At 57.1% G+C, this 18,152-nt stretch carries 23 protein-coding genes and 1 pseudogene; 19 read left to right on the top strand and 5 right to left on the bottom strand.

The window, feature by feature from the left end:
• Positions 1 to 43 precede the first annotated feature (43 nt).
• On the bottom strand, positions 44 to 1,672 hold the full coding sequence (locus BD01_RS09175) for a metallophosphoesterase family protein (RefSeq protein WP_042692254.1): 1,629 nt from the start codon (positions 1,670 to 1,672) through the stop codon (positions 44 to 46).
• A gap of 83 nt (positions 1,673 to 1,755) precedes the next feature.
• Between BD01_RS09175 and BD01_RS09170 the strand changes: the two genes are divergently transcribed.
• On the top strand, positions 1,756 to 2,112 hold the full coding sequence (locus BD01_RS09170) for a cupin domain-containing protein (RefSeq protein WP_042692251.1): 357 nt from the start codon (positions 1,756 to 1,758) through the stop codon (positions 2,110 to 2,112).
• Here BD01_RS09170 and BD01_RS09165 read toward each other — a convergent pair.
• The 4 genes from BD01_RS09165 to BD01_RS09150 all read right to left on the bottom strand — a co-directional run bounded on the left by BD01_RS09165 (position 2,109) and on the right by BD01_RS09150 (position 4,914).
• Positions 2,109 to 2,672: a signal peptidase I gene (locus BD01_RS09165; RefSeq protein WP_042692250.1), complete on the bottom strand. Its 564-nt coding sequence runs from the start codon at positions 2,670 to 2,672 to the stop codon at positions 2,109 to 2,111. The two genes, BD01_RS09170 and BD01_RS09165, sit on opposite strands and share 4 nt — an antisense overlap.
• A 69-nt stretch (positions 2,673 to 2,741) precedes the next feature.
• Positions 2,742 to 3,173, bottom strand: a complete 432-nt coding sequence (locus BD01_RS09160) for a hypothetical protein (RefSeq protein ID WP_042692247.1) — start codon at positions 3,171 to 3,173, stop codon at positions 2,742 to 2,744.
• 154 nt (positions 3,174 to 3,327) lie between these two features.
• Positions 3,328 to 4,608, bottom strand: a complete 1,281-nt coding sequence (locus tag BD01_RS09155) for a tRNA (N(6)-L-threonylcarbamoyladenosine(37)-C(2))-methylthiotransferase (RefSeq protein ID WP_042692245.1) — start codon at positions 4,606 to 4,608, stop codon at positions 3,328 to 3,330.
• A 75-nt stretch (positions 4,609 to 4,683) separates the two neighbouring features.
• Positions 4,684 to 4,914, bottom strand: a complete 231-nt coding sequence (locus BD01_RS09150) for a TRAM domain-containing protein (protein WP_042692243.1) — start codon at positions 4,912 to 4,914, stop codon at positions 4,684 to 4,686.
• 269 nt (positions 4,915 to 5,183) lie between these two features.
• On the opposite strand from BD01_RS09150, the gene BD01_RS09145 reads away from it, so the two are divergent.
• The 18 genes and pseudogenes from BD01_RS09145 (at position 5,184) to BD01_RS09060 (ending at position 18,142) form a co-directional block, all read left to right on the top strand.
• Positions 5,184 to 6,356, top strand: a complete 1,173-nt coding sequence (locus tag BD01_RS09145) for a nickel-dependent hydrogenase large subunit (protein ID WP_042692241.1) — start codon at positions 5,184 to 5,186, stop codon at positions 6,354 to 6,356.
• Complete coding sequence (locus BD01_RS09140; protein WP_245599230.1) at positions 6,356 to 7,042, top strand: NADH-quinone oxidoreductase subunit B family protein; 687 nt, start codon at positions 6,356 to 6,358, stop codon at positions 7,040 to 7,042. The genes BD01_RS09145 and BD01_RS09140 overlap by 1 nt, the downstream gene beginning before the upstream one ends.
• Entirely contained in the window at positions 7,039 to 7,869 is an 831-nt protein-coding gene (locus tag BD01_RS09135; protein ID WP_042692235.1) for a Coenzyme F420 hydrogenase/dehydrogenase, beta subunit C-terminal domain, read from the top strand. Before BD01_RS09140 ends, BD01_RS09135 begins: the two co-directional genes overlap by 4 nt.
• A gap of 229 nt (positions 7,870 to 8,098) precedes the next feature.
• On the top strand, positions 8,099 to 10,201 hold the full coding sequence (gene fdhF, locus BD01_RS09130; RefSeq protein WP_245599229.1) for a formate dehydrogenase subunit alpha: 2,103 nt from the start codon (positions 8,099 to 8,101) through the stop codon (positions 10,199 to 10,201).
• Complete coding sequence (locus BD01_RS09125; protein ID WP_042692232.1) at positions 10,198 to 10,668, top strand: 4Fe-4S dicluster domain-containing protein; 471 nt, start codon at positions 10,198 to 10,200, stop codon at positions 10,666 to 10,668. The genes fdhF and BD01_RS09125 overlap by 4 nt, the downstream gene beginning before the upstream one ends.
• Positions 10,652 to 11,023: a 4Fe-4S dicluster domain-containing protein gene (locus tag BD01_RS09120; protein ID WP_051482202.1), complete on the top strand. Its 372-nt coding sequence runs from the start codon at positions 10,652 to 10,654 to the stop codon at positions 11,021 to 11,023. Before BD01_RS09125 ends, BD01_RS09120 begins: the two co-directional genes overlap by 17 nt.
• On the top strand, positions 11,020 to 12,009 hold the full coding sequence (locus BD01_RS09115; protein WP_042692229.1) for a formate/nitrite transporter family protein: 990 nt from the start codon (positions 11,020 to 11,022) through the stop codon (positions 12,007 to 12,009). Before BD01_RS09120 ends, BD01_RS09115 begins: the two co-directional genes overlap by 4 nt.
• On the top strand, positions 12,006 to 13,067 hold the full coding sequence (locus tag BD01_RS09110; RefSeq protein ID WP_042692227.1) for an FAD-dependent oxidoreductase: 1,062 nt from the start codon (positions 12,006 to 12,008) through the stop codon (positions 13,065 to 13,067). The genes BD01_RS09115 and BD01_RS09110 overlap by 4 nt, the downstream gene beginning before the upstream one ends.
• The gene (locus BD01_RS09105; RefSeq protein WP_042692223.1) at positions 13,064 to 13,516 is read left to right on the top strand and encodes a 4Fe-4S dicluster domain-containing protein; all 453 of its coding nucleotides are present in this window, start codon (positions 13,064 to 13,066) and stop codon (positions 13,514 to 13,516) included. Before BD01_RS09110 ends, BD01_RS09105 begins: the two co-directional genes overlap by 4 nt.
• Before the next feature lie 197 nt (positions 13,517 to 13,713).
• Positions 13,714 to 14,217 carry a monovalent cation/H+ antiporter subunit E gene (locus tag BD01_RS09100; protein WP_042692220.1) on the top strand — a complete coding sequence of 168 codons (504 nt, stop codon included), beginning with the start codon at positions 13,714 to 13,716 and terminating at the stop codon, positions 14,215 to 14,217.
• Positions 14,214 to 14,477, top strand: a complete 264-nt coding sequence (locus BD01_RS09095) for a cation:proton antiporter (protein WP_042692218.1) — start codon at positions 14,214 to 14,216, stop codon at positions 14,475 to 14,477. Before BD01_RS09100 ends, BD01_RS09095 begins: the two co-directional genes overlap by 4 nt.
• On the top strand, positions 14,474 to 14,845 hold the full coding sequence (mnhG, locus tag BD01_RS09090; RefSeq protein ID WP_042692216.1) for a monovalent cation/H(+) antiporter subunit G: 372 nt from the start codon (positions 14,474 to 14,476) through the stop codon (positions 14,843 to 14,845). Before BD01_RS09095 ends, mnhG begins: the two co-directional genes overlap by 4 nt.
• The gene (locus BD01_RS09085) at positions 14,842 to 15,105 is read left to right on the top strand and encodes a DUF4040 domain-containing protein (RefSeq protein ID WP_042692215.1); all 264 of its coding nucleotides are present in this window, start codon (positions 14,842 to 14,844) and stop codon (positions 15,103 to 15,105) included. The genes mnhG and BD01_RS09085 overlap by 4 nt, the downstream gene beginning before the upstream one ends.
• Positions 15,102 to 15,399: pseudogene (gene mbhE / locus BD01_RS09080) on the top strand (hydrogen gas-evolving membrane-bound hydrogenase subunit E). Before BD01_RS09085 ends, mbhE begins: the two are co-directional and overlap by 4 nt.
• Positions 15,396 to 15,854, top strand: coding sequence for a Na(+)/H(+) antiporter subunit B (locus BD01_RS09075; protein WP_240922661.1), 459 nt, complete (start codon positions 15,396 to 15,398; stop codon positions 15,852 to 15,854). Before mbhE ends, BD01_RS09075 begins: the two are co-directional and overlap by 4 nt.
• Positions 15,851 to 16,210: an NADH-quinone oxidoreductase subunit K gene (locus BD01_RS09070; RefSeq protein ID WP_042692213.1), complete on the top strand. Its 360-nt coding sequence runs from the start codon at positions 15,851 to 15,853 to the stop codon at positions 16,208 to 16,210. The genes BD01_RS09075 and BD01_RS09070 overlap by 4 nt, the downstream gene beginning before the upstream one ends.
• Positions 16,207 to 17,793 (top strand): proton-conducting transporter transmembrane domain-containing protein, encoded by a 1,587-nt coding sequence (locus tag BD01_RS09065; RefSeq protein WP_042692212.1) that lies wholly within the window; start codon positions 16,207 to 16,209, stop codon positions 17,791 to 17,793. The genes BD01_RS09070 and BD01_RS09065 overlap by 4 nt, the downstream gene beginning before the upstream one ends.
• A 1-nt stretch (position 17,794) precedes the next feature.
• Positions 17,795 to 18,142, top strand: coding sequence for a hypothetical protein (locus tag BD01_RS09060; protein WP_042692211.1), 348 nt, complete (start codon positions 17,795 to 17,797; stop codon positions 18,140 to 18,142).
• Positions 18,143 to 18,152: the final 10 nt, after the last annotated feature.

Here is an 18,152-nt window from a genome sequence, read left to right as displayed (position 1 = left end):
CTAAAGGTCTCTATATAGACACAAATAGAATAAAGAGAAAAGCTCAGGTGGAGACCTTGACCACCTTTATGTCAACCTTTCCGTCGGGCTCCATCGTCAAGATAGTGTAGTGGTAGAAGCCACCCTCGTCGGGCTTCGCGTAGAGGGGCGCGCCCCCTCCGCCGGTTATGATGAAGTGAACGCCGTCGTAGGTTCCGTTCCAGTATATGTGGATGTGGCTGAAGATTCCGAAGGCGTTGTACTCCTTCATGAGCTCCAGGAGCTCCTTCGCGCTCTCCTCGCTCATCGCGTGGTCGTCTCCGCCGGGCCTCGGGTCGTAGGGCGGTGCGTGCATAACGACGACCGGCCTCTCACCGCGCTCCTTGGCTATCTCAAACTGCTTCTTGAGCCAGGCGAACTGCTCGTCGGTCAGGCTGTAGTCGTTGCTTATGTCGTTGGCGAAGATGTAGCGGTAGTTTCCGAGGCTGAAGGCGTAATCAGTTGGACCGAAGTAGTAGTGGAAGATGCTCACTCCCTCGCCCTGGTACTCGTGGTTTCCAACCGCTATGAAGACGGGTTTGTTCCAGTGCCAGACCTTCATGAGCTCGGCCCACTGGTAGATTGTGCCGGAGTAAACGAGGTCGCCACCGTCTATGACGAAGGCCCCGCTCTCGTTGTTGATGCCGTTCATTATCTTGAGGAAGACCTCTGGGGGCTTGTCACCGCTCGCCGGCCTGTGGTCGCCGAAAGCGAGGACGCGGTATTCGCTGACGTTCTTAGCAACTATTGAAAAGCTCGGCTCACTCGTGGTGAACTCGACCGTTGTGTTGTCGAGGATTTTAGCCCCCTCAGGAAGGGCCATAAGTTCGGGGTTAATGTTCTCGATGACGTAGGTCAGCTGGACGTTCTTCGGGTTCTCAACCTTCACGGTGACGTTGAAACCTAGGGCCCTTATGTAGACCGTCGTGCCGTTGACGAGCCTTATGAAACCCCCGCTGACGGTGACGTTTTCGCCTTTCACAACCCTCCAGTAGTAGTTGAAGGGCTCGTCGTAGAGGAGCTGGTAGAGCCCGTAGTGCTCATCGCTATCTGGGATTCCATTGAAGTTAACGTCGCCGAACTCCTTGAGGAGAATTCCCTCGAAGGAACCTGAGCGAACGACAGCGTTGGGGTCGACCGAAACCTTCCCGTCCTTGAGCTCCCTGAGGAAGTAGAGCGAAGCACCGACGCCGGCCCTGCTCGTTCCAGTAACGACCATGAGGGGACCCTTATCGGAGTTGAGAATCGCTATCGCGCCGAGCCAGGGACCCGGAAGGTGGGTTCCGTACTTGTAGGCGATGTAGCCGAAGGGCTCAAGCTTCTGAACCTGGACGGGTTTTCCGAAGAGTATCCTCGACTTAACCTCGTCCCCCTGCGAGAGAACGACTATACCGCTTCCATTGAACTGGGAGAAGGGCTCGACCTTTGCGTTCGGGAAGTAGTGCTTAACCAGGCCTTCGTAGCCGTCGCTGACGTAGAACGTCTCGTTGAAGAGCTCCCACCAGCTTCCGATGACCTTTCCAGTGGGATACTTGGCGAAGTTAATTCCAGTGGGCTGAGATGTGGACGTCGTTGAGCTTTGCGTCTGAGTTGAGCCTATGCAACCGCTGGCTAGAACAACGAGAACCAAGGCAAGTGCAATCAAACGCCTCATGCAACCACCCGTCGAAACTCTATGTTAGCCTTAAAAGCGTGAAGGTTTAAATATGAAACTCCCTAAAGGTAATCGGTGATACCATGTTCGTCGGGCACTACAAGGACGTCCCCGAGAAGGACACCGGTTTTGAGGGAGTGACGATAAGGTGGCTCGTTTCTCCGAAGCTCGGAGCGAAGAACTTCGCGATGCGCTATTTCGTTCTCAAGAAGGGCGCCGAGATTCCGATACACCAGCACGACTGGGAGCACGAGATTTTCATAATGAAGGGCGAGGGGATAATAACCAACGGAAAGGAAGAGTACCACGTCAAGGCCGGGAACTTCCTCTACGTCCCGCCCAACGAGCCCCACGGCTACAAGGCCCTAACTGACACCTTCGAGTTCCTCTGCCTCATCCCGGCCAAGAAAGAGGCCATCCCCGAGGAGGAGTGGGCTTAACGGCGGTAGTACCTCTTCAGCTTTTTCCTTTTGATTGCGAGCAGTGAAGGTTTGGCCCACTTGGGCCTCGGAGGCTCTTCTTCAAGAAGTATGAGGGCAATCTCGTAGGCCAGGCTACCGATTATGAACAGGAAGATGAGGAGGACTATCAGGGGAGTGTAGTACCAGACCATGCCAACCTTCGGAATCACGAGGATTACCTTCCCTATAACCTGGTCCGGATAAACGCGCCAGGGGTCGGTGTACTTTCGGTTGTCGCCCTTCGTCACGAAGTAGATTCTGCCAGAATCGTCCCGTTTGATTGCCACTATCCTGTGGGTTATCCTGTAAGTGGCGTTTCCGAGGTGAATCTCGTAGAGTATCACGTCGCCGACGTGAAGCTCGGATGGAGAAACCGGCCTGGTGACGACGAGGTCGCCGGGGTTTATGTGAGGCTTCATTGAGTCCGTCAGTATAACAACGTACTGGAAGCCAAAGACGAAGTGGAGGACTAACACGACCGCGACAAAAATTGCAAGCGCGTATGAAAGCAGGGAATACCAGTCCACGCGCTTCTTCATTTTACCACCCTAATTTGAGCACCGAATGTTCGCAGGCTGGAAAAAAAGAAGGGGGTTGGGGCAGGTAAATCAGCTGGTTATCTCCTGGCCCTGGTAGGTGACCTTAACTGAGCCGAGCTGGTTAACGGAGACACTAAGGCCAGTGATTTCAACGTAGAGGTTGTTGTTATTATCCTCCTGAACCTGCCCACTGCCAGACCAAAGAACGGTATTGCCATCTGTACCAATGAGCTGGATGTAGACGGTATCGCCGACCTGAACGTTAACATTAGGGTCATTATCAATGAGATACACTTTAACGCCCTGAATGGTAGAGCCATCGTTGCTGAGCTGGAAGTTAACGGCCGCAGTTATGTCGTACTGGCTCGGATATGACTCTTGTCCCTGGCCGAGGGGCTGGAGCCTGACGCTAATCTGCGGAACGGCCAAAGCCGCACCTACGACGGTAAGCACGAGCGCAAAAACAAGCGGGAGCAACCTCTTCTTGGCGTTCCTCCTCATTCAAGCCACCTCCGTTTGAGCTTCCCTTCCCACTTGGAGGCTGTGGTATAAATAGTTTTCTAAAATGAACCCTAATGGTTCGATTTCTGCATTAGATTGAACACAATTAAAACCAGAAGTTCTTGAGAAATCCCCAAAGAGACGTCAAAAAAACTCAATCCTCCACAGGAACGCCCCTTAGATAAGTGGAGCCGGCCCAAGTGACCTTGACCTCAATGAACTCCCCGACACTGCCCGAGTCGAGGATTACCTCCTTGTAGTTGAAGGTTCTCCCCTCCACTCCCCCTTTTTTGCCCGGGCCGTGGACGAGAACCTCGACGGTTCTGCCGACGTAGGCCCTGTTTATCTCGTAGGCTATCTGAAGCCTCAGGCGGTGCAAAAGCCTCGAGCGCTCCTTGACGAGCCAGCCGGGTAACTGCTTCCACCTTGCCGCTATCGTTCCCGGCCTTGCCGAGTAGCGAGAAACGTTAATCTTGTCCGGCTTAATCCGCTTCACGAGCTCGACCGTGTTCATAAATGCCTCATCGGTCTCCCCCGGGAAGCCAACGATGATGTCGGTGTTGAGGTTCAAGTCCGGAATCTCCTTCCTGAAGGCACGAACTATCTCCTCGAACTCCTCAACGGTGTAGGTTCTCCCCATCCTCCTGAGAACCTCGTTGTCACCGCTCTGAACCGGCAGATGGAGGAAGCGGTAAACCTTTTCGTCCTGATAGGCATCAATCAGCTCGTCGAGGAACTTGAGGACGTGGTTGGGGTTCATCATGCCGACCCTGACGCGAAACTCCCCTTCGATGGCCGTTATTTCGTCAAGGAGCTCAGCCAAGTTCGTCCCGATGTCGAAGCCGTAGCAACCGGTGTCCTCGCTCGATAGGATAATCTCCCTGTAACCCCTTGCCAGGGCTTCCTTCACCCATTTGACGACGAGTTCTGGCTTGTAGCTCTTCAAAACGCCCCTAGCGAAGCGCGTCGCGCAGTAGGTACATGCGTTGAGGCAACCCTCGCTTATCGGGACGACGAAGGCGACGCCGGGCTTCCAGAGCCTCGGGAGTTCGAGCTTGTCAGGGTTTCTTTCCCGCCAGCCTTCCACGCTGACGAGCTTTCCTCCGCGCTCGGCAACGTCAATCGCCTCGGCGATTCTGTCTATGCTCTTAACGCCTAAAATCCCCGAGACGCGCGGGTCTATTACATCGGGGTTGACGTGGACGAGACAGCCGGTAACGATTACCCTCTTCCCGGAATCAAGGAGCTCCCTAATCCTCTTCGCCATCTTGAGCTCCGTCGGGTCTTTAACCGCGCAGGTGTTGACGATGATGTAATCAGCCTGCTCAGGAGTCTCGACTAACTCGTGGCCCGCTTTCAGAAGGAGGGCCTCCATTATCTCGCCATCAGCTTTGTTCCTTGAGCAACCGTAGCTCTCGACGTGAACTTTAACCATCGGTGGGCGCTCCAAGGAGGGCCTTAAAAAATGTATGGTTCAGAACTGGGAATAAGAGTAGGAAAGGGAAAAGAATCACTCGATGACCGAGGCGAATGCGAACTTCCTCTTGACGGAGTTAATCACAATCTCAACCTCGTCTCCAACCTGGGTGTTCGGGACGAATATCACGAAGCCCTGAATCTTGGCGATTCCATCGCCGCCCTTACCAAGGCTCTCAATCTTGACGGTGTAGCGCTCTCCAACCTTAACCGGGGCTTCGTTTCCGTAGTCCCTTCCATATCCACCAAACCTGTCTCCGTACATACACAACACAACCTACACATTTCTGGAACCTTCCCGAAAGACTCCGAGAAGAGTCCCGTTGGGAAGTAGGTTCGAGGGTATATAAAGCTTTGGGTGCGTCCGTTTGCCGTTCTTGAAAAGGAAAACAAAACCGTTTTTCAAAATAAGGGCATTTGGTGGTGTTTTGACGAGAATCCCCGGTTCCAAACCTTCGGTTCAGGAAACCCTTTTATCAAAAGCCTATTACACAATAACGGGTGAGATGAAATTCAAGTTTTGGGGGTGATACCTTGGGCGAGGTCAGGCTTGACAGGGTCTGTCGCGTCGCGGGCGAGGCGAAGCTGATACTTTACGAGGAGGACGGAACCGTTCAGGATGCGCTCTTCATCGCGACCGCGCCGGTCAGGGGCTTCGAGAAGATGGTTATAGGAAAGAACCCGCTCTTCGCCGTCGAGGCGGTCATGAGGATATGCGGCCTCTGCCACGCGTCCCACGGCATAGCGGCCGTTGAAGCGGTCGAGCACGCGATAGGAATAGCCCCACCGAGGAACGGCCTTCTCATGAGGGAAGCGCTGGGGCTGATAAACAGGGCCCAGAGCCACGCCCTCCAGTTCCTCATGATGGCGGGAGACCTGATAAAGGAGGAGAAGCGGAACGAGGTGCTCTTCAAGCTCATGGACTTCCACGCCAAGGTAAGCGACTACCTGCTCAAGCTCGGTGGCGCGGCAACCCACCCGCCGAACCTGACGATAGGCGGAATGCTCCGCGTTCCCAAGTGGAGCGTCTTCAACAACCTGAAGGCGAGGTTCCCCGACCTCATGAAGAGCTGGGAGGAGCTAAAGGAGGTTCTCCTCGACGAGGACGTTCAGACCGAGATAGCGGAGGAGCTTAGGGAAGCGAGGAGGGAGATGCCCTACCTCGCGAGCAGTTTCTTCTACGGCGACCGCTACAACATAAGGACCGACGCCGTGGAGACGATGCCCTACTACGAGTTCAGGAAGGAGGAACCAGCGAGGGAATCAACGACGCTCGTTGCTTTCTACGACGGAAAGAAGGTCGAGGCCGGCCCGAGGGCGAGGATGAAGACCTACCGCGAGTTTAGAGATAACTCCCTCTACGGAATCCACCTCGCGAGGGTTCTCGATACAGAGCTCGCAATCCTGCGCCTGGGGGAGATTCTCGACGAGATTGACATGAACGAAGCCTTCAGGGTCAAAAACATCACCTTCGGCCCGGGCAGGGGCGTCGGCGTTTACGAGGCGCCGAGGGGGACGCTGATACACTACCTTGAGCTCGGCGAGGAGGGGCGCGTGGTCAGCTCGAAAATAGTCGTCCCGACGATGTTCAACATCCCGGTTATGGAGGAGATGGCGAAAGGGCTGAGCGTTAAGGCGGCGGAGGCAGTTATGAGGCTCTACGACCCGTGCATCCCCTGCACGACCCACGTCGTGAGGATGAGGTGATGGTTATGGAGAAGCTGAAGGTCCTTCACGTTGATATAGGCGGTTGTGAGGGCTGTAACGTGAGCATCATCAGGGCCTACCCCAAGCTCATGGATAGCGTAGAGCTCGACATATCCTACCTCCGCGACGGGGAATGCATGTACGACGAGTACGACGTGGCCCTCATAACCGGCGGCGTCTGCATGAACGAGCCGAGAATCGGAGAGGAGCTGAAGGAGATAAGGGAGAAGGCCAAGGTCGTCGTTGCATTCGGTTCGTGCGCGGCGTTGGGAGGAATACTGCGCTTCTGCCGTGGCGGTCAGGCGCCGAGGCCGGACCACAGGAACTTCCAGCCGATAAACAGCGTCATAGAGGTTGACTACTCGATACCCGGCTGTCCGCCGACGCCCCAGATGCTCCAGTCCTTCTTCAAGTACTTCATGGCAGGAAACGAGACGAGGCTGAGGCTCTTCAAGGTCACCGCGGGGGTGAAGAAGCTCAGCGGGTTCGACCTCATCGACGACGTCGTTCTAACGGGCCTCTGCATAGGATGTGGGGCCTGCGAGCTCTCCTGTCCGACCGGGGCCATCAAGCTCATAGACAAGAGGCCGACCCTGGCCCAGGAGAGGTGCATACGCTGTGGAACCTGCTACATCCGCTGTCCGCGCGCGAGCCAGATTATATGCCTCGGGGGTGTTAAGACATGATGCCCGTTGGGGAAACCCTTCTCGGCCAGATTAGGGCCGTTTACCTCGGCAGGGCAACCGACGAAGAGATACTGAAGCGGAAGGTCGCAAGCGGCGGCGCTGTTACAGCCATGCTCACCTACGCCCTCGAAAAGGACCTCATAGAGGGTGTAGTTACCGCGAAGAGGACGAAGGGCCTTGAAGGCGAGGCCGTCGTTGCAAGGACGAAGGAGGAGCTCCTCGAAACCGCGGGAAACCGCTGGAGCATAGTCCCGTTCGCGGCGAGGATTAAGGCGAAGATAGAGGAGGAAGACCTGAAGAAGGTCGCGGTTGTCTGCCTTCCCTGCCAGGCGCAGTTCTTCGGTCAGATGAGGGACTTCCCAATACTCGAAACGGACTTCGGCAACAGGATTAAGTACATCGTCAGCCTGTTCTGCATGGGCACCTTCGCCTTTGAAGCGTTCCTGAACTACCTGCGCGTCAAGTACGGCGTCAGGGCAGAGGAGATAGAGGACATAAGGCTCTCAAGAGAATTCCTCGAAATCCACAGGGAGACAGGCGTTCTCGCGATACCGCTGAAGGAGGCGTTCTCCTACCTCCAGACGGGCTGTCTGGTATGCTCCGACTACACCGGGGTGTGGAGCGACGTTTCGGCGGGCTTCGTCGAGAGCGAACCCGGCTGGACGGTGCTGATAACGAGGAACCAGCGCGGTGAAGAGCTCGTCAGGGGGGCCGAGAAGGAGGGCTACCTTGAACTCCGCGACGGCTCCCACGTGCTCGGCGACGTGCTCAAAAAGGCGCGAGAGAAGCTCGCGAGGGCCCAGAGGAACATGGCCCAGCTCCTCTGAACCTTTTGAGCCTTTATTTTTTTGGCAGATTCGTTAAACACTTTTGTTTTCCATCCCGGAAAGGGAATACAAAAAAGCTTTTTGCGAGCTTTTTTCGGCGAAAGAAGGCCGTATAACACCTTTTGTTTGGAACTGGGGATTTAGAAAAGCGTTTTAAATTCTTCGGTGAACTTCGGAATGAGGGAACAAAAATGTGCACGTGGACATATCTGTTCATGGAGGTGGGAGCTTGAAGGTCCCCGTCGTGTGCCCCTACTGTGGGGTCGGCTGTCGGCTCTACATCGAGCAGACGCCGAGCGGTTACAGGCTGGATTACGCTGACGACGTACCGGGCATCCCCAACGAGAACGGAAGCCTCTGTCCAAAGGGCAACGCCGTCCTCGATTTGCTCTCGAAGGACAGGCTCAGGAAGCCCCTCAAGGCGAAGGAAGAAGGTAAGTTCGTCGAGGTGAGCTGGGGTGAGGCCATCAAAGAGGTCGCCGAGAGGCTTAGGGAGATAGCCAGAGACGACCCCAACGGGCTTATGTTCTTCGGCTCGGCAAAGACCTACAACGAGCCGAACTACCTCGTTCAAAAGCTGGCCAGAATGCTCGGGACCAACAACATCGACCACTGCGCCCGCTTATGCCACTCCTCAACGGTTGCAGGTTTGAAAGCCGTTTTCGGAGCGGGGGCGATGACGAACACCTACCGCGACATCGAGAGGGCGGACGTGATAATGATTTGGGGCCACAACTACGCCGAAACCCACCCCGTCGGCTTCCGCTACGTCATCAAGGCCAAGGAGAGGGGCGCGAGGGTCATCGTCGTTGACCCGCGCTACACGAGGACCGCGTGGTTCTCGGACATCTTCCTCCAGCTCTACCCCGGAACGGACATAGCGCTCGCCAACGGCCTGATGCACGTCATCATAAAGCACGGCCTCCACGACAAGGAGTTCGTGGAGAGGAGAACCGTCGGATTCCAAGAGCTCAAGAAGACCGTCGAGAAGTACACGCCCGAGAGGGTCGAAGAGATAACCGGTGTTCCCGCGGAGCTGATAGAGGAGGCGGCGGTTACCTTTGCAAAAGCCGAGAACGCCGTAGTTACGTGGGCGATGGGGCTAACGCAGTCGGTTCACGGCTACGACAACGTCAGGGCCGTCGCGACGCTCATAGCAATCACCGGCCACATAGGGAAGCCCGGAAACGGAGCCTCTCCAATGCGCGGGCAGAACAACGTCCAGGGAGCCTGCGACCTCGGCGTTCTCCCGAACGTCTTCCCCGGCTATCAGGCAGTTACGGACGAGGAAAAGCGGATGTTCTTTGAGGAGTTCTGGGGAACTGAGCTGAGCGGTGAAGTCGGCCTTACGACGGTCGAGGCGACGCACGAGGCCCTGAAGGGCAGGCTGAAGGCCTACTACATCGTCGGCGAGAACCCGGTGATAAGCGAGGCCAACTCAAAGAACGCCGTCAAGGCCCTTAGAAGGCTCGAGTTCCTCGTCGTTCAGGACATCTTCCCGACCGAGACGACGAGGTTGGCAGACATCGTTCTGCCGGCAACTTCAATGCTCGAAAACGAGGGTTCGCTCACCAACACAGAGAGGCGCGTGCAGTGGAGCTTCAAGGCAATCGAACCGCCAGGGGAGGCGAGGCCCGACTGGTGGATAGTGAGCGAGGTCGGAAAGGCCCTCGGTTTCACCGGAAGCGGACCAAAGGGCTTCAACTATCGCTCCGCCGAGGACGTTCTGAGGGAGATAAACGCATGCACGCCCCAGTACAGGGGCATAACGCCTGAGAGGCTCAAGGCCAACCTGGCGGGAATCCACTGGCCGTGCCCGAGCGAAGACCACCCGGGAACGCCCCTGCTCTACACCGAGCGCTTCCTAACGCCTGACGGAAAGGCCCACCTTGCCGCTGTGGAGCACAGGCCCCCGGCCGAAACACCCGACGATGAATACCCGCTCATCCTGACGACGACGCGCTACGTCGGGCACTTCCACACGCTGACGATGACTGGAAGGAGCGAGCTCCTGAGGAAGCGCTGGAGGGAGCCGTTCCTCGAGGTCCACCCGGGCGATGCAAGACGTTTCGGGCTTGAGGACAACGGCTGGGCGCTCATAGAGACGAGGCGCGGGAGATACGCCGCGAGGGTGAAGGTTACCAAAGCTGTGAAGCCCGGAGTTGTCGCGATTCCCTGGCACTGGGGGGCCAACGTCCTGACCAACGACGTCCTCGACCCGGTTTCAAAAATCCCGGACACTAAAGCATGCGCCTGCCGCGTTAAGCCCGTTGGAGAGGTCGAGGCGAGGCGGATTCTGGAGGAGCTGAGGGCCGAGGGGGTGGTAGCTTGAGCGGGATTCTAATCGACCCCGGTAAGTGCATAGCCTGCAGGGCCTGCGAGGTTGCCTGCGAGAGGGAGCACGGGAGGAGCTTCATAACGGTCTTCGAGTTTGAAAGCTCTGCCGTTCCGCTGAACTGTCGCCACTGCGAGAAGGCGCCGTGCATAGAAGCCTGCCCAACGGGGGCGCTCTTCAGGGACAAGGATGGGGCCGTTATGGTGGACGTTAAGAAGTGCATAGGCTGTGAGGTGTGCCTACTGGCCTGTCCCTTCGGGATTCCGGAGATTGCCGGAAAGGTCATGGTGAAGTGCGACCTATGCCCGGAGAGAAGGGCCGAGGGGAAGCTCCCGCTCTGCGTCCAGACCTGCCCGACGGGGGCTTTGAGCTACGTCGAGCCCAACGACTTCTCTGCAGGTAGAAGGAAGGCCTACGCCGAGAGGCTCGCCCTCAGGAGGTCTGAGAATGCGCCCGGTCTTTGACTGGGAGAGGTGCATAGGCTGTCTCGCCTGCGTGAGGGCCTGCAAAGCCGGCGCCCTGAGCTACAGCGACGAAGATGGAGTGAGGAGGATAACCTTCGAGCCGAGGCTCTGCGACGGTGACCTGCTCTGCGTTGAGGTCTGCCCGGTAAACGCGGTGAAGGGCTTCCCAAACCACGAGAGCGGGGAGAGCTCGGCCACCTTCGAGCTGGCGAGGTGCGAGAACTGCGGAAGGCTGACGGAGTTCACGGTTAAGGAGGTTGAATGGGCCCGGAAGATGGGCCATTTCACCGTTTTCCTTTGCTCAACCTGCAGAAGGGTTGAATCGGCAAGAAAAATCGGGGAGGGATTGGAATGAGCGAAATCCTGTACGGGGTTGACTCCACCTTTGAGGGGATTGCGAAGAAGGCAACCCCGAAGTTCAAAACAACTCCCGGAAGGTTGCTCTTCGCGGGCTTCATGGCCGGGGCGTACATAGCCTTCGGTTTCGTTTTAGCTGTTATAGCCGCCACGGGCTTCCACGACAACCCCTCAGCCTTCAAACTCCTTCTCGGAGCGGTCTTCCCGGTCGGCTTAATCGCGGTAATATTAGCGGGAGCCGACCTGTGGACGGGCAACGTGCAGTTCCTCAGCTCTGCAAAGGCCAAGGGCTACGCGGACTTCAGGTGCGTCCTCTACAACTGGTTCGGGAGCTACGGTGGCAACTTCATAGGCTCGGTCTTCATAGCACTCCTGGCGGTCCAGCTCACCGGGCTCTTCGGCCACGTCGGAGACCCCAACGCCTTCGGAAAGACGATAGTCGCCATAGCGCACGGCAAGGTCTCCAAGGACTTCATTGCCCTGCTTTTCCTCGGAATCGGCTGTAACTGGCTCGTGAACGTCGCGATATGGCAGTCGGCGAGGGTCCAGGACGGGGCAGGAAAGATACTGGCAATATGGTTCCCGATATTCGCCTTCGTTGCCATAGGCTTCGAGCACGCCATAGCCAACATGTGGGCCATACCGATGGGCGTCTTCCTCAGCAACGGGGCTATAAACTGGGCCAGCTTCTTCCACAACCTGATTCCAGTAACCCTTGGAAACGCCATCGGAGGCTTCCTGTTCGTCAGCTTCTACTACTGGTACCTCAGCCACCCGGAGCTAACGGCCAGGAGGCTTGCGAAGGAGATAGTGGACTTCACCGTAGTCTTCGTGGCCTTCTGGGTCCTCGCGACCCTGATTCCAGCAGGAATAGCCCTCGCCCTCAAGAACAACCTCTACGCCTTCCCGCTCGTGCTGAGCGTCTACTACGTAGCCGGAACCTTCGCCCTGGCGAGAATCGCAAAGCCGGGGGTGAGAGGATGAACGGCATGAACTTCGCCTTCCACTGCCTCAAACGTCCCGAACCAACGGGAAAGAGGGTGGCGATAATAGGCGCCGGCCCCGCAGGTTTGGCGGCGGCCGGCTACCTCTCCTGTAAGGGCCACGAGGTTCACGTCTACGACAAACTGCCCGAGCCGGGTGGCTTAATGCTCTTCGGGATTCCAGAGTTCAGGATTCCGGTGGAGAGGGTCAGGCTTGGCTACAGAGACCTTGCAGAGCGCATGGGAGTCGTCTTCCACACGGGAGTCAAGGTCGTCTCCGGTGGGAGGAAGGACGAGGGCGACGAGTTCGTCGAGAAGACCGTTGACTTTGAGGAGCTCGTTAGGGACTTCGACGCCGTTTTGATAGCCACTGGAACGTGGCGCTCCTGGCTCGCAGATATTCCGGGAATAGAGCTTGAAGGCGTCTTCAAGGCCCTGGAATACCTCTTCAGGATAAAGAGCGCCAAGCTCGGCCACATGGACTGGAGCGAGGTGCCGGAGATAGAGGGCAAGAGGGTAATGGTCGTTGGAGCCGGCCACACGGCCTGCGACGCGGCTTTGGAGAGCCTCTTGATGGGAGCAGAGAAGGTCTACATGAGCTACCGCAGGACGATAAGGGAGGCCCCGGCAGGAAGCTACGAGATAAACCTCCTCCGCGAGAAGGGCGTTGAGTGGCTCGAACTGACGATGCCGAAGAGAATCATCGGCGAGAACGGGAGGGTCAAAGCCGTGGAGCTCATTAGAACAAAGCTCAGCGAGCCGGACGAGAGCGGAAGGAGGAGGCCCGTCCCGGTAGAGGGAAGCGAGTTCACGGTCGACGTGGATTACATTGTCTTCGCGATAGGGCAGACGCCGACACCTCCATTCGGCGAGAACTGCGGAATAGCGACCGATAGAAAGGGCAGAATCGTCGTGGATTCGAGGCACATGACGAGCAGGGAGGGAATCTTCGCGGCCGGAGACGTTGTTCTGGGCCCTTCCCTCGTCGGCAGGGCAACGAAAGACGGCCTCTACGCCGCTCGCGATGTTCACCTCTGGCTGATGGAGGTGAGAGCATGAAGCTCCTCGTGGACTTCAACGCCTGCATAGGTTGCGAGACCTGTGAGGCAGTATGCGACTTCATTCACGACGGAAGGCCCAACATAAGGGTGGTTTTTGCGAGCAACGGCGTCGGCGTCCCGATTAACTGTCGCCACTGCGACGACGCGCCCTGTATGGCGGTATGTCCAGTAAACGCCATCACCCGCGATAAGGACGGGGCGGTCATAATCAACGAGGAGAAGTGCATAGGCTGTCTTATGTGCCTCTCGGTCTGCCCGTTCGGGGCGATAGGCTACGAGCCGGTCGTTAGAGTTGTTTACAAGTGCGACATGTGCGCCGAGAGAAGGGCCGAGGGTTTGAAGCCGGCCTGCCACGAGATGTGTCCTGCCAATGCCATCTACTACGGCCCCGACGGCGGGGAGGAGACGAGGGCAAAGGTGGCGGAGGTAATTTCCCGCAACCTCTGAGTCTTCAATTTTTATTCACCGAAAACCGTTAAAGTTCTTCGTTGCATAGGTTAGAACATGGGGGCTCCTAAACCTTTGGTTTACAACAAGGCGTTTCCTACCTTTTTTTGCCAAACTGAGCTTTGGAAAACCGTTTTAAGCCGGAAAGAGAAGTCCCAATCGAGAGTAAACAAAAGCGTTAATGCGGAGGTGGTAGCTTGCCCTTCATAGTCGCGTTCGTCTTCGCCTACATCACCTGGCTGGTTTTAACGGCGGGAACGAACGGACTGCTCTGGAGCACTCAGGAACTGATAGCAGGTCTAATATTCGCGGGGATAGTAGCGTACGCGACGAAGGACATCGTTGGGGAGGAATCAACCCGCTTCCTGAACCCGATAAGGTGGCTCGAGTGGATTGCCTATGTCCCGGTCCTGTTCTGGGGAATGGTCAAGGCCAACTTCCACGTAGCTTATCTCGTCATAACAGGGAAGATAAGGCCCGGAATCGTCAAGGTCCCGGTTGAGCTCGAAAAGGACGCCCAGTACACCATTCTGGCCAACTCGATAACCCTCACCCCGGGAACCCTTACCATAGACGCCTGCCCGAAGGAGAAGGCCCTGTACGTCCACTGGATTGACATCCCGGAGGGACTGGAGAGGCCCGAGAGCTCTGAACCCGTCGCGGGACCCTTTGAGAAGTGGGCCAGGAGGTTGGGGAAATGATTGAGCCCGTGTTCTTCTACTCGGCGCTGATAATCTCGATTGGAGCGTTCCTGGCGATACTCAGGGTTCTCCTCGGTCCCAGCGTTCCGGACAGGGTCGTCGGGGTTGATACGCTGAACACGCTCGTGGTTGCCGGCATGGTTCTCCTCGGAGCGGCCTACGACAGGACGATTTACATCGACATCGCGATAGTCTACGCGCTCCTCAGCTACATCGGAACGCTCATAATCGCGAGATACCTGCAGGGGGGATTGGAATGAGCCCGGTCGAATACCTGATTTACGCCTTCCTCGCGATAAACATCACATTCAACATGCTCGGGAGCATAGCCCTCCACCGCTTCCCGGACGTTTATACCAGACTTCACGGAGCTACCAAGTGCACGACCTTCGGAACGATATTCGCCGTTTTAGCGGTTGTAACCCACGCCCTCTATCAGCTTCACGTCACCGGCGACCCCAAGTACCTCCAGATGGCCCTTCACAGCTTCGTTGCCCTCGTGGCGCTCCTCCTCACGAACCCCGTCGGAGCGCATGCAATAGCGAAAGCCGCGCACCTGAGCGGTTACAAGCCGGCTAAAGCGGTCGTTGACGCCTACGAGGAGAAGCTTGGGGGTGATGGGGAATGAACGCCCTCACGATTGACATGGCGATTCAGGCGATAATACTCATCGGCGTTCTCATCACGGCTTACCTCACGATTCGCTTTAGAGACCTGCTCGCCGCTGCACTCATGTCCGCGGCGATGAGCCTGCTCCTCAGCCTCGAGTTCTACATGCTCCACGCCCCGGACGTTGCGATAGCCGAGGCGGCGGTCGGTGCGGGAGTCGTTACGGCGATTGTGGTTTACGGCATAGCCAAGACCGAGAGATGGGAGGTGGAACCGTGAAGAGAACAATCGCTTACCTCTCACTGCTCTTCATCCTCGGGGCGCTCCTCTACGTTGCGAACCCCAACTACGGCCTCAAGTTCGGGCCCGGGGGGAAAGGAGTGGCTCACCCTGAGGTATACGGACAACTACTACATCGAACATGGCGTCCAGGAAGTCGGCGGTACGAACATAGTCACCGACATAGTGTTCGACTACCGTGGCTACGATACGATTGGAGAGGCGACCGTCCTGTTCACGGCCATAGCCGGCGCGATTGCTCTTCTGAGGCCCTGGAGGAGGGATGAGAAATGAGGCCGAGGTGCGGTAGCGATATGGGGCTCATCGTCAAGACCTCGGCGAGGGCGATAATCCCGCTCATAGGTATCTTCGGAGCCTACATCGTCATGCACGGTCACCTGACACCGGGAGGTGGCTTCCAGGGAGGAGCAACGATAGCCGGAGCGGGGATACTGTTCCTCGTCTCCTTCGGCCTCGACGAGATGAAGAAGCACTACAACAAGAGCCTGTACTCGGCTCTCGAGGGTATCGGCGGTCTCGTTTTCCTCGGCGCCGCGATGCTCGGCATGAGCGTGGCGTTCTTCTACAACACGCTCTGGCACAACGGCCCGTTCTTCAACGGAAAGCCCGGAACGCTTCTCTCCGCCGGATTCCTGCCGATAATGAACCTCGCCGTCGGCCTTAAGGTCTTCACGGGCCTCGTCAGCGCGCTGACCGCGATAGCGCTCTACAGGAGGTGGAAGTCATGATTCAGTTTCAGTTCATCACGGCCTTCCTGCTCATAGTCCTCGGAATATACGCCTTCCTCGCGAAGAGGAACCTCATCAAGCTGATTCTGGCTTTAGACATCATAGACTCCGGAATACACCTGCTCCTCATAAGCCTCGGCTACCGCATAGAGCTCAACGAAATCCCGACCGCGCCGATTTACACCGGCTACGAGACGCTGAAGAGCCCGATGGTCGGCCCGCTTCCACAGGCCTTAGTGCTTACGAGCATAGTCATCGGCGTCTGTGTCCTCTCGCTCGCGGTCGCGCTCACGATAAACGCCTACCGCCACTACGGAACCCTTGACGTGAGAGCTCTAAGGAGGTTGAGGGGATGAACGGGCACGAGATACTTCCCTACCTCATAATCATCCCGCTCCTCGGAGCGTTCTCGATGCCGATAGTGAACCTCCTCGGCAGGAAGGCGAGGGAGGCGTGGGCAGTCATAATCACCGGCGCCACCTTAGCGGTGGGCTCGGCGCTCTTCTACTCGGTCTGGGAGAACAAGAGCATAATCGTCTACACCCTCGGAGCCAAGAGCCCGCTCGGCCAAGCTAACTTCCCGATAAGGATAGTCTGGGAGGTCGACCTCTTCGGCGCGATAATGGTTCTCATGGTAACGCTCGTGGGCTTCCTCGCGGTGGTTTACTCCCTCGGCTACATGAAGCACGACACCGGCCTCGATAAGTACTACACCCTCATCATAATCCTCGAGCTCGGAATGCTGGGCATAGCGATAACCGGCGACCTCTTCAACTTCTACGTCTTCCTCGAAATCATGAGTATAGCGAGCTACGCGCTGGTGGCCTTTAGAAACGACACCTGGGAGGGCATTGAAGCCGGCATCAAGTACATGTTCGTCGGCTCGATAGCGAGCGCCTTCATCCTGCTCGGCATAGCGCTCCTCTACGGCCAGTACGGAACGCTGACGATGAGCTATCTGGCAGTTAAGCTCGCCCAGAACCCGACGGTTACGGCGAAGGTCGCGCTGGCGCTCTTCATAGCAGGACTCCTCTTCAAGAGCGGTGCTTCTCCAGTCCACATGTGGCTGGCAGACGCGCACCCGGCCGCGCCGAGCTCGATAAGTGCTATGCTTTCAGGTCTCGTCATCAAGATAGGCGGAATCTACGCCCTAGCGAGGATACTCTTCAGTGTGTACGGTGCGGGCATGTCTCTAAGAGGGCTCTACATGGGAGATTTCCACCCGGCCATCAACCTGACGACAGTCGGCTGGGTCATCATAATCTTCGCCTGCATAACCCTCATCGTCGGCAACGCGATGGCGGTAATCCAGAACGACATGAAGCGTCTTCTCGCCTACTCCTCGGTCGGCCAGATAGGCTACATCCTCCTCGGCCTCGGAATCGGCTTAGCCGCTTATGGAAGCCAGACGGGAGAGATAGCAATGGCGGGAGCGATTTACCACACCTTCAACCACGCGCTCATGAAAGCCCTCCTCTTCCTCATCGCGGGCGTTGTGATTCACCAGCTCGGCACGAGGGACCTCAACGAGCTGAGCGGTCTGGCCAAGACCATGCCGAAAACAACTTTCGCCTTCCTCATCGGGGCGGCCGCGATAATAGGAATGCCACCCCTCAACGGCTTCGCGAGCAAGTGGCTCATATACGAGAGTTCTGCCATATTCAACCCGATACTCGGTGCGATAGCGATAATCGGAACGGCATTCTGTACGGCAGCATACGTCAAGGTGCTCTACACCTTCTTCGGCAGGCCGAACGAGAGAGTCATGAAGGCCAGAGACCCCGAGGGAAGCATGCTCTGGCCCATAATAATCCTCGCGGTCGCGATAGTCGTCATGGGACTCTTCCCCTGGCAGATAAGCGACAAGGTCATGATTCCAGCCGTCAAGGCCCTTGAGAACCAGCTGGCATACATAAGCGCGGTCCTGGGGGGTGCGTGAAATGTTCGGCTACTGGGATGCACTTTACTTCGTCCTCGTTTTCATCGTCGGGCTCATCTTAGCGTATCTCCTCGACAAGTGGGCGAAGAGGAGCGGAATGGGGACGAGGGAAGTCGGCGACGGGACGAAGATATTCATCAGCGGTGAGGACCCGGACAAGGTTATTCCGGGCTTCGAGCACCTTGAGGGCCACTACACGGGAAGAAACGTCATGTGGGGGCTAACTTACGCACTCAAGCGCTTCTTCACCGTCCTCAAGGCCGACCACACCGGACTGCTGACCGACTACGTGAGCTACCTCGTCATCGTTACGGCCTTCGTGATGGGCGTGATACTGATATGGGGTTGAGGAGGTGAGA

The organism is Thermococcus nautili (genome assembly GCF_000585495.1).
Taxonomy (GTDB): Archaea; Methanobacteriota_B; Thermococci; order Thermococcales; family Thermococcaceae; genus Thermococcus; species Thermococcus nautili.
The sequence above is the reverse complement of the archived record's forward strand: the minus strand, read 5'-3'. Positions and strand labels throughout refer to the sequence as shown.

Excerpts from the sequence above, each read along its gene's own strand:
- BD01_RS09175 (WP_042692254.1), bottom strand. The coding sequence starts at position 1,672 with ATGAGGCGTTTGATTGCACTTGCCTTGGTTCTCGTTGTTCTAGCCAGC.
- BD01_RS09170 (WP_042692251.1), top strand. The coding sequence starts at position 1,756 with ATGTTCGTCGGGCACTACAAGGACGTCCCCGAGAAGGACACCGGTTTT.
- BD01_RS09165 (WP_042692250.1), bottom strand. The coding sequence starts at position 2,672 with ATGAAGAAGCGCGTGGACTGGTATTCCCTGCTTTCATACGCGCTTGCA.
- BD01_RS09160 (WP_042692247.1), bottom strand. The coding sequence starts at position 3,173 with ATGAGGAGGAACGCCAAGAAGAGGTTGCTCCCGCTTGTTTTTGCGCTC.
- BD01_RS09155 (WP_042692245.1), bottom strand. The coding sequence starts at position 4,608 with ATGGTTAAAGTTCACGTCGAGAGCTACGGTTGCTCAAGGAACAAAGCT.
- BD01_RS09150 (WP_042692243.1), bottom strand. The coding sequence starts at position 4,914 with ATGTACGGAGACAGGTTTGGTGGATATGGAAGGGACTACGGAAACGAA.
- BD01_RS09140 (WP_245599230.1), top strand. The coding sequence starts at position 6,356 with ATGGTTATGGAGAAGCTGAAGGTCCTTCACGTTGATATAGGCGGTTGT.
- BD01_RS09135 (WP_042692235.1), top strand. The coding sequence starts at position 7,039 with ATGATGCCCGTTGGGGAAACCCTTCTCGGCCAGATTAGGGCCGTTTAC.
- BD01_RS09120 (WP_051482202.1), top strand. The coding sequence starts at position 10,652 with ATGCGCCCGGTCTTTGACTGGGAGAGGTGCATAGGCTGTCTCGCCTGC.
- BD01_RS09115 (WP_042692229.1), top strand. The coding sequence starts at position 11,020 with ATGAGCGAAATCCTGTACGGGGTTGACTCCACCTTTGAGGGGATTGCG.
- BD01_RS09110 (WP_042692227.1), top strand. The coding sequence starts at position 12,006 with ATGAACGGCATGAACTTCGCCTTCCACTGCCTCAAACGTCCCGAACCA.
- BD01_RS09105 (WP_042692223.1), top strand. The coding sequence starts at position 13,064 with ATGAAGCTCCTCGTGGACTTCAACGCCTGCATAGGTTGCGAGACCTGT.
- BD01_RS09095 (WP_042692218.1), top strand. The coding sequence starts at position 14,214 with ATGATTGAGCCCGTGTTCTTCTACTCGGCGCTGATAATCTCGATTGGA.
- mnhG (WP_042692216.1), top strand. The coding sequence starts at position 14,474 with ATGAGCCCGGTCGAATACCTGATTTACGCCTTCCTCGCGATAAACATC.
- BD01_RS09085 (WP_042692215.1), top strand. The coding sequence starts at position 14,842 with ATGAACGCCCTCACGATTGACATGGCGATTCAGGCGATAATACTCATC.
- BD01_RS09075 (WP_240922661.1), top strand. The coding sequence starts at position 15,396 with ATGAGGCCGAGGTGCGGTAGCGATATGGGGCTCATCGTCAAGACCTCG.
- BD01_RS09070 (WP_042692213.1), top strand. The coding sequence starts at position 15,851 with ATGATTCAGTTTCAGTTCATCACGGCCTTCCTGCTCATAGTCCTCGGA.
- BD01_RS09065 (WP_042692212.1), top strand. The coding sequence starts at position 16,207 with ATGAACGGGCACGAGATACTTCCCTACCTCATAATCATCCCGCTCCTC.
- BD01_RS09060 (WP_042692211.1), top strand. The coding sequence starts at position 17,795 with ATGTTCGGCTACTGGGATGCACTTTACTTCGTCCTCGTTTTCATCGTC.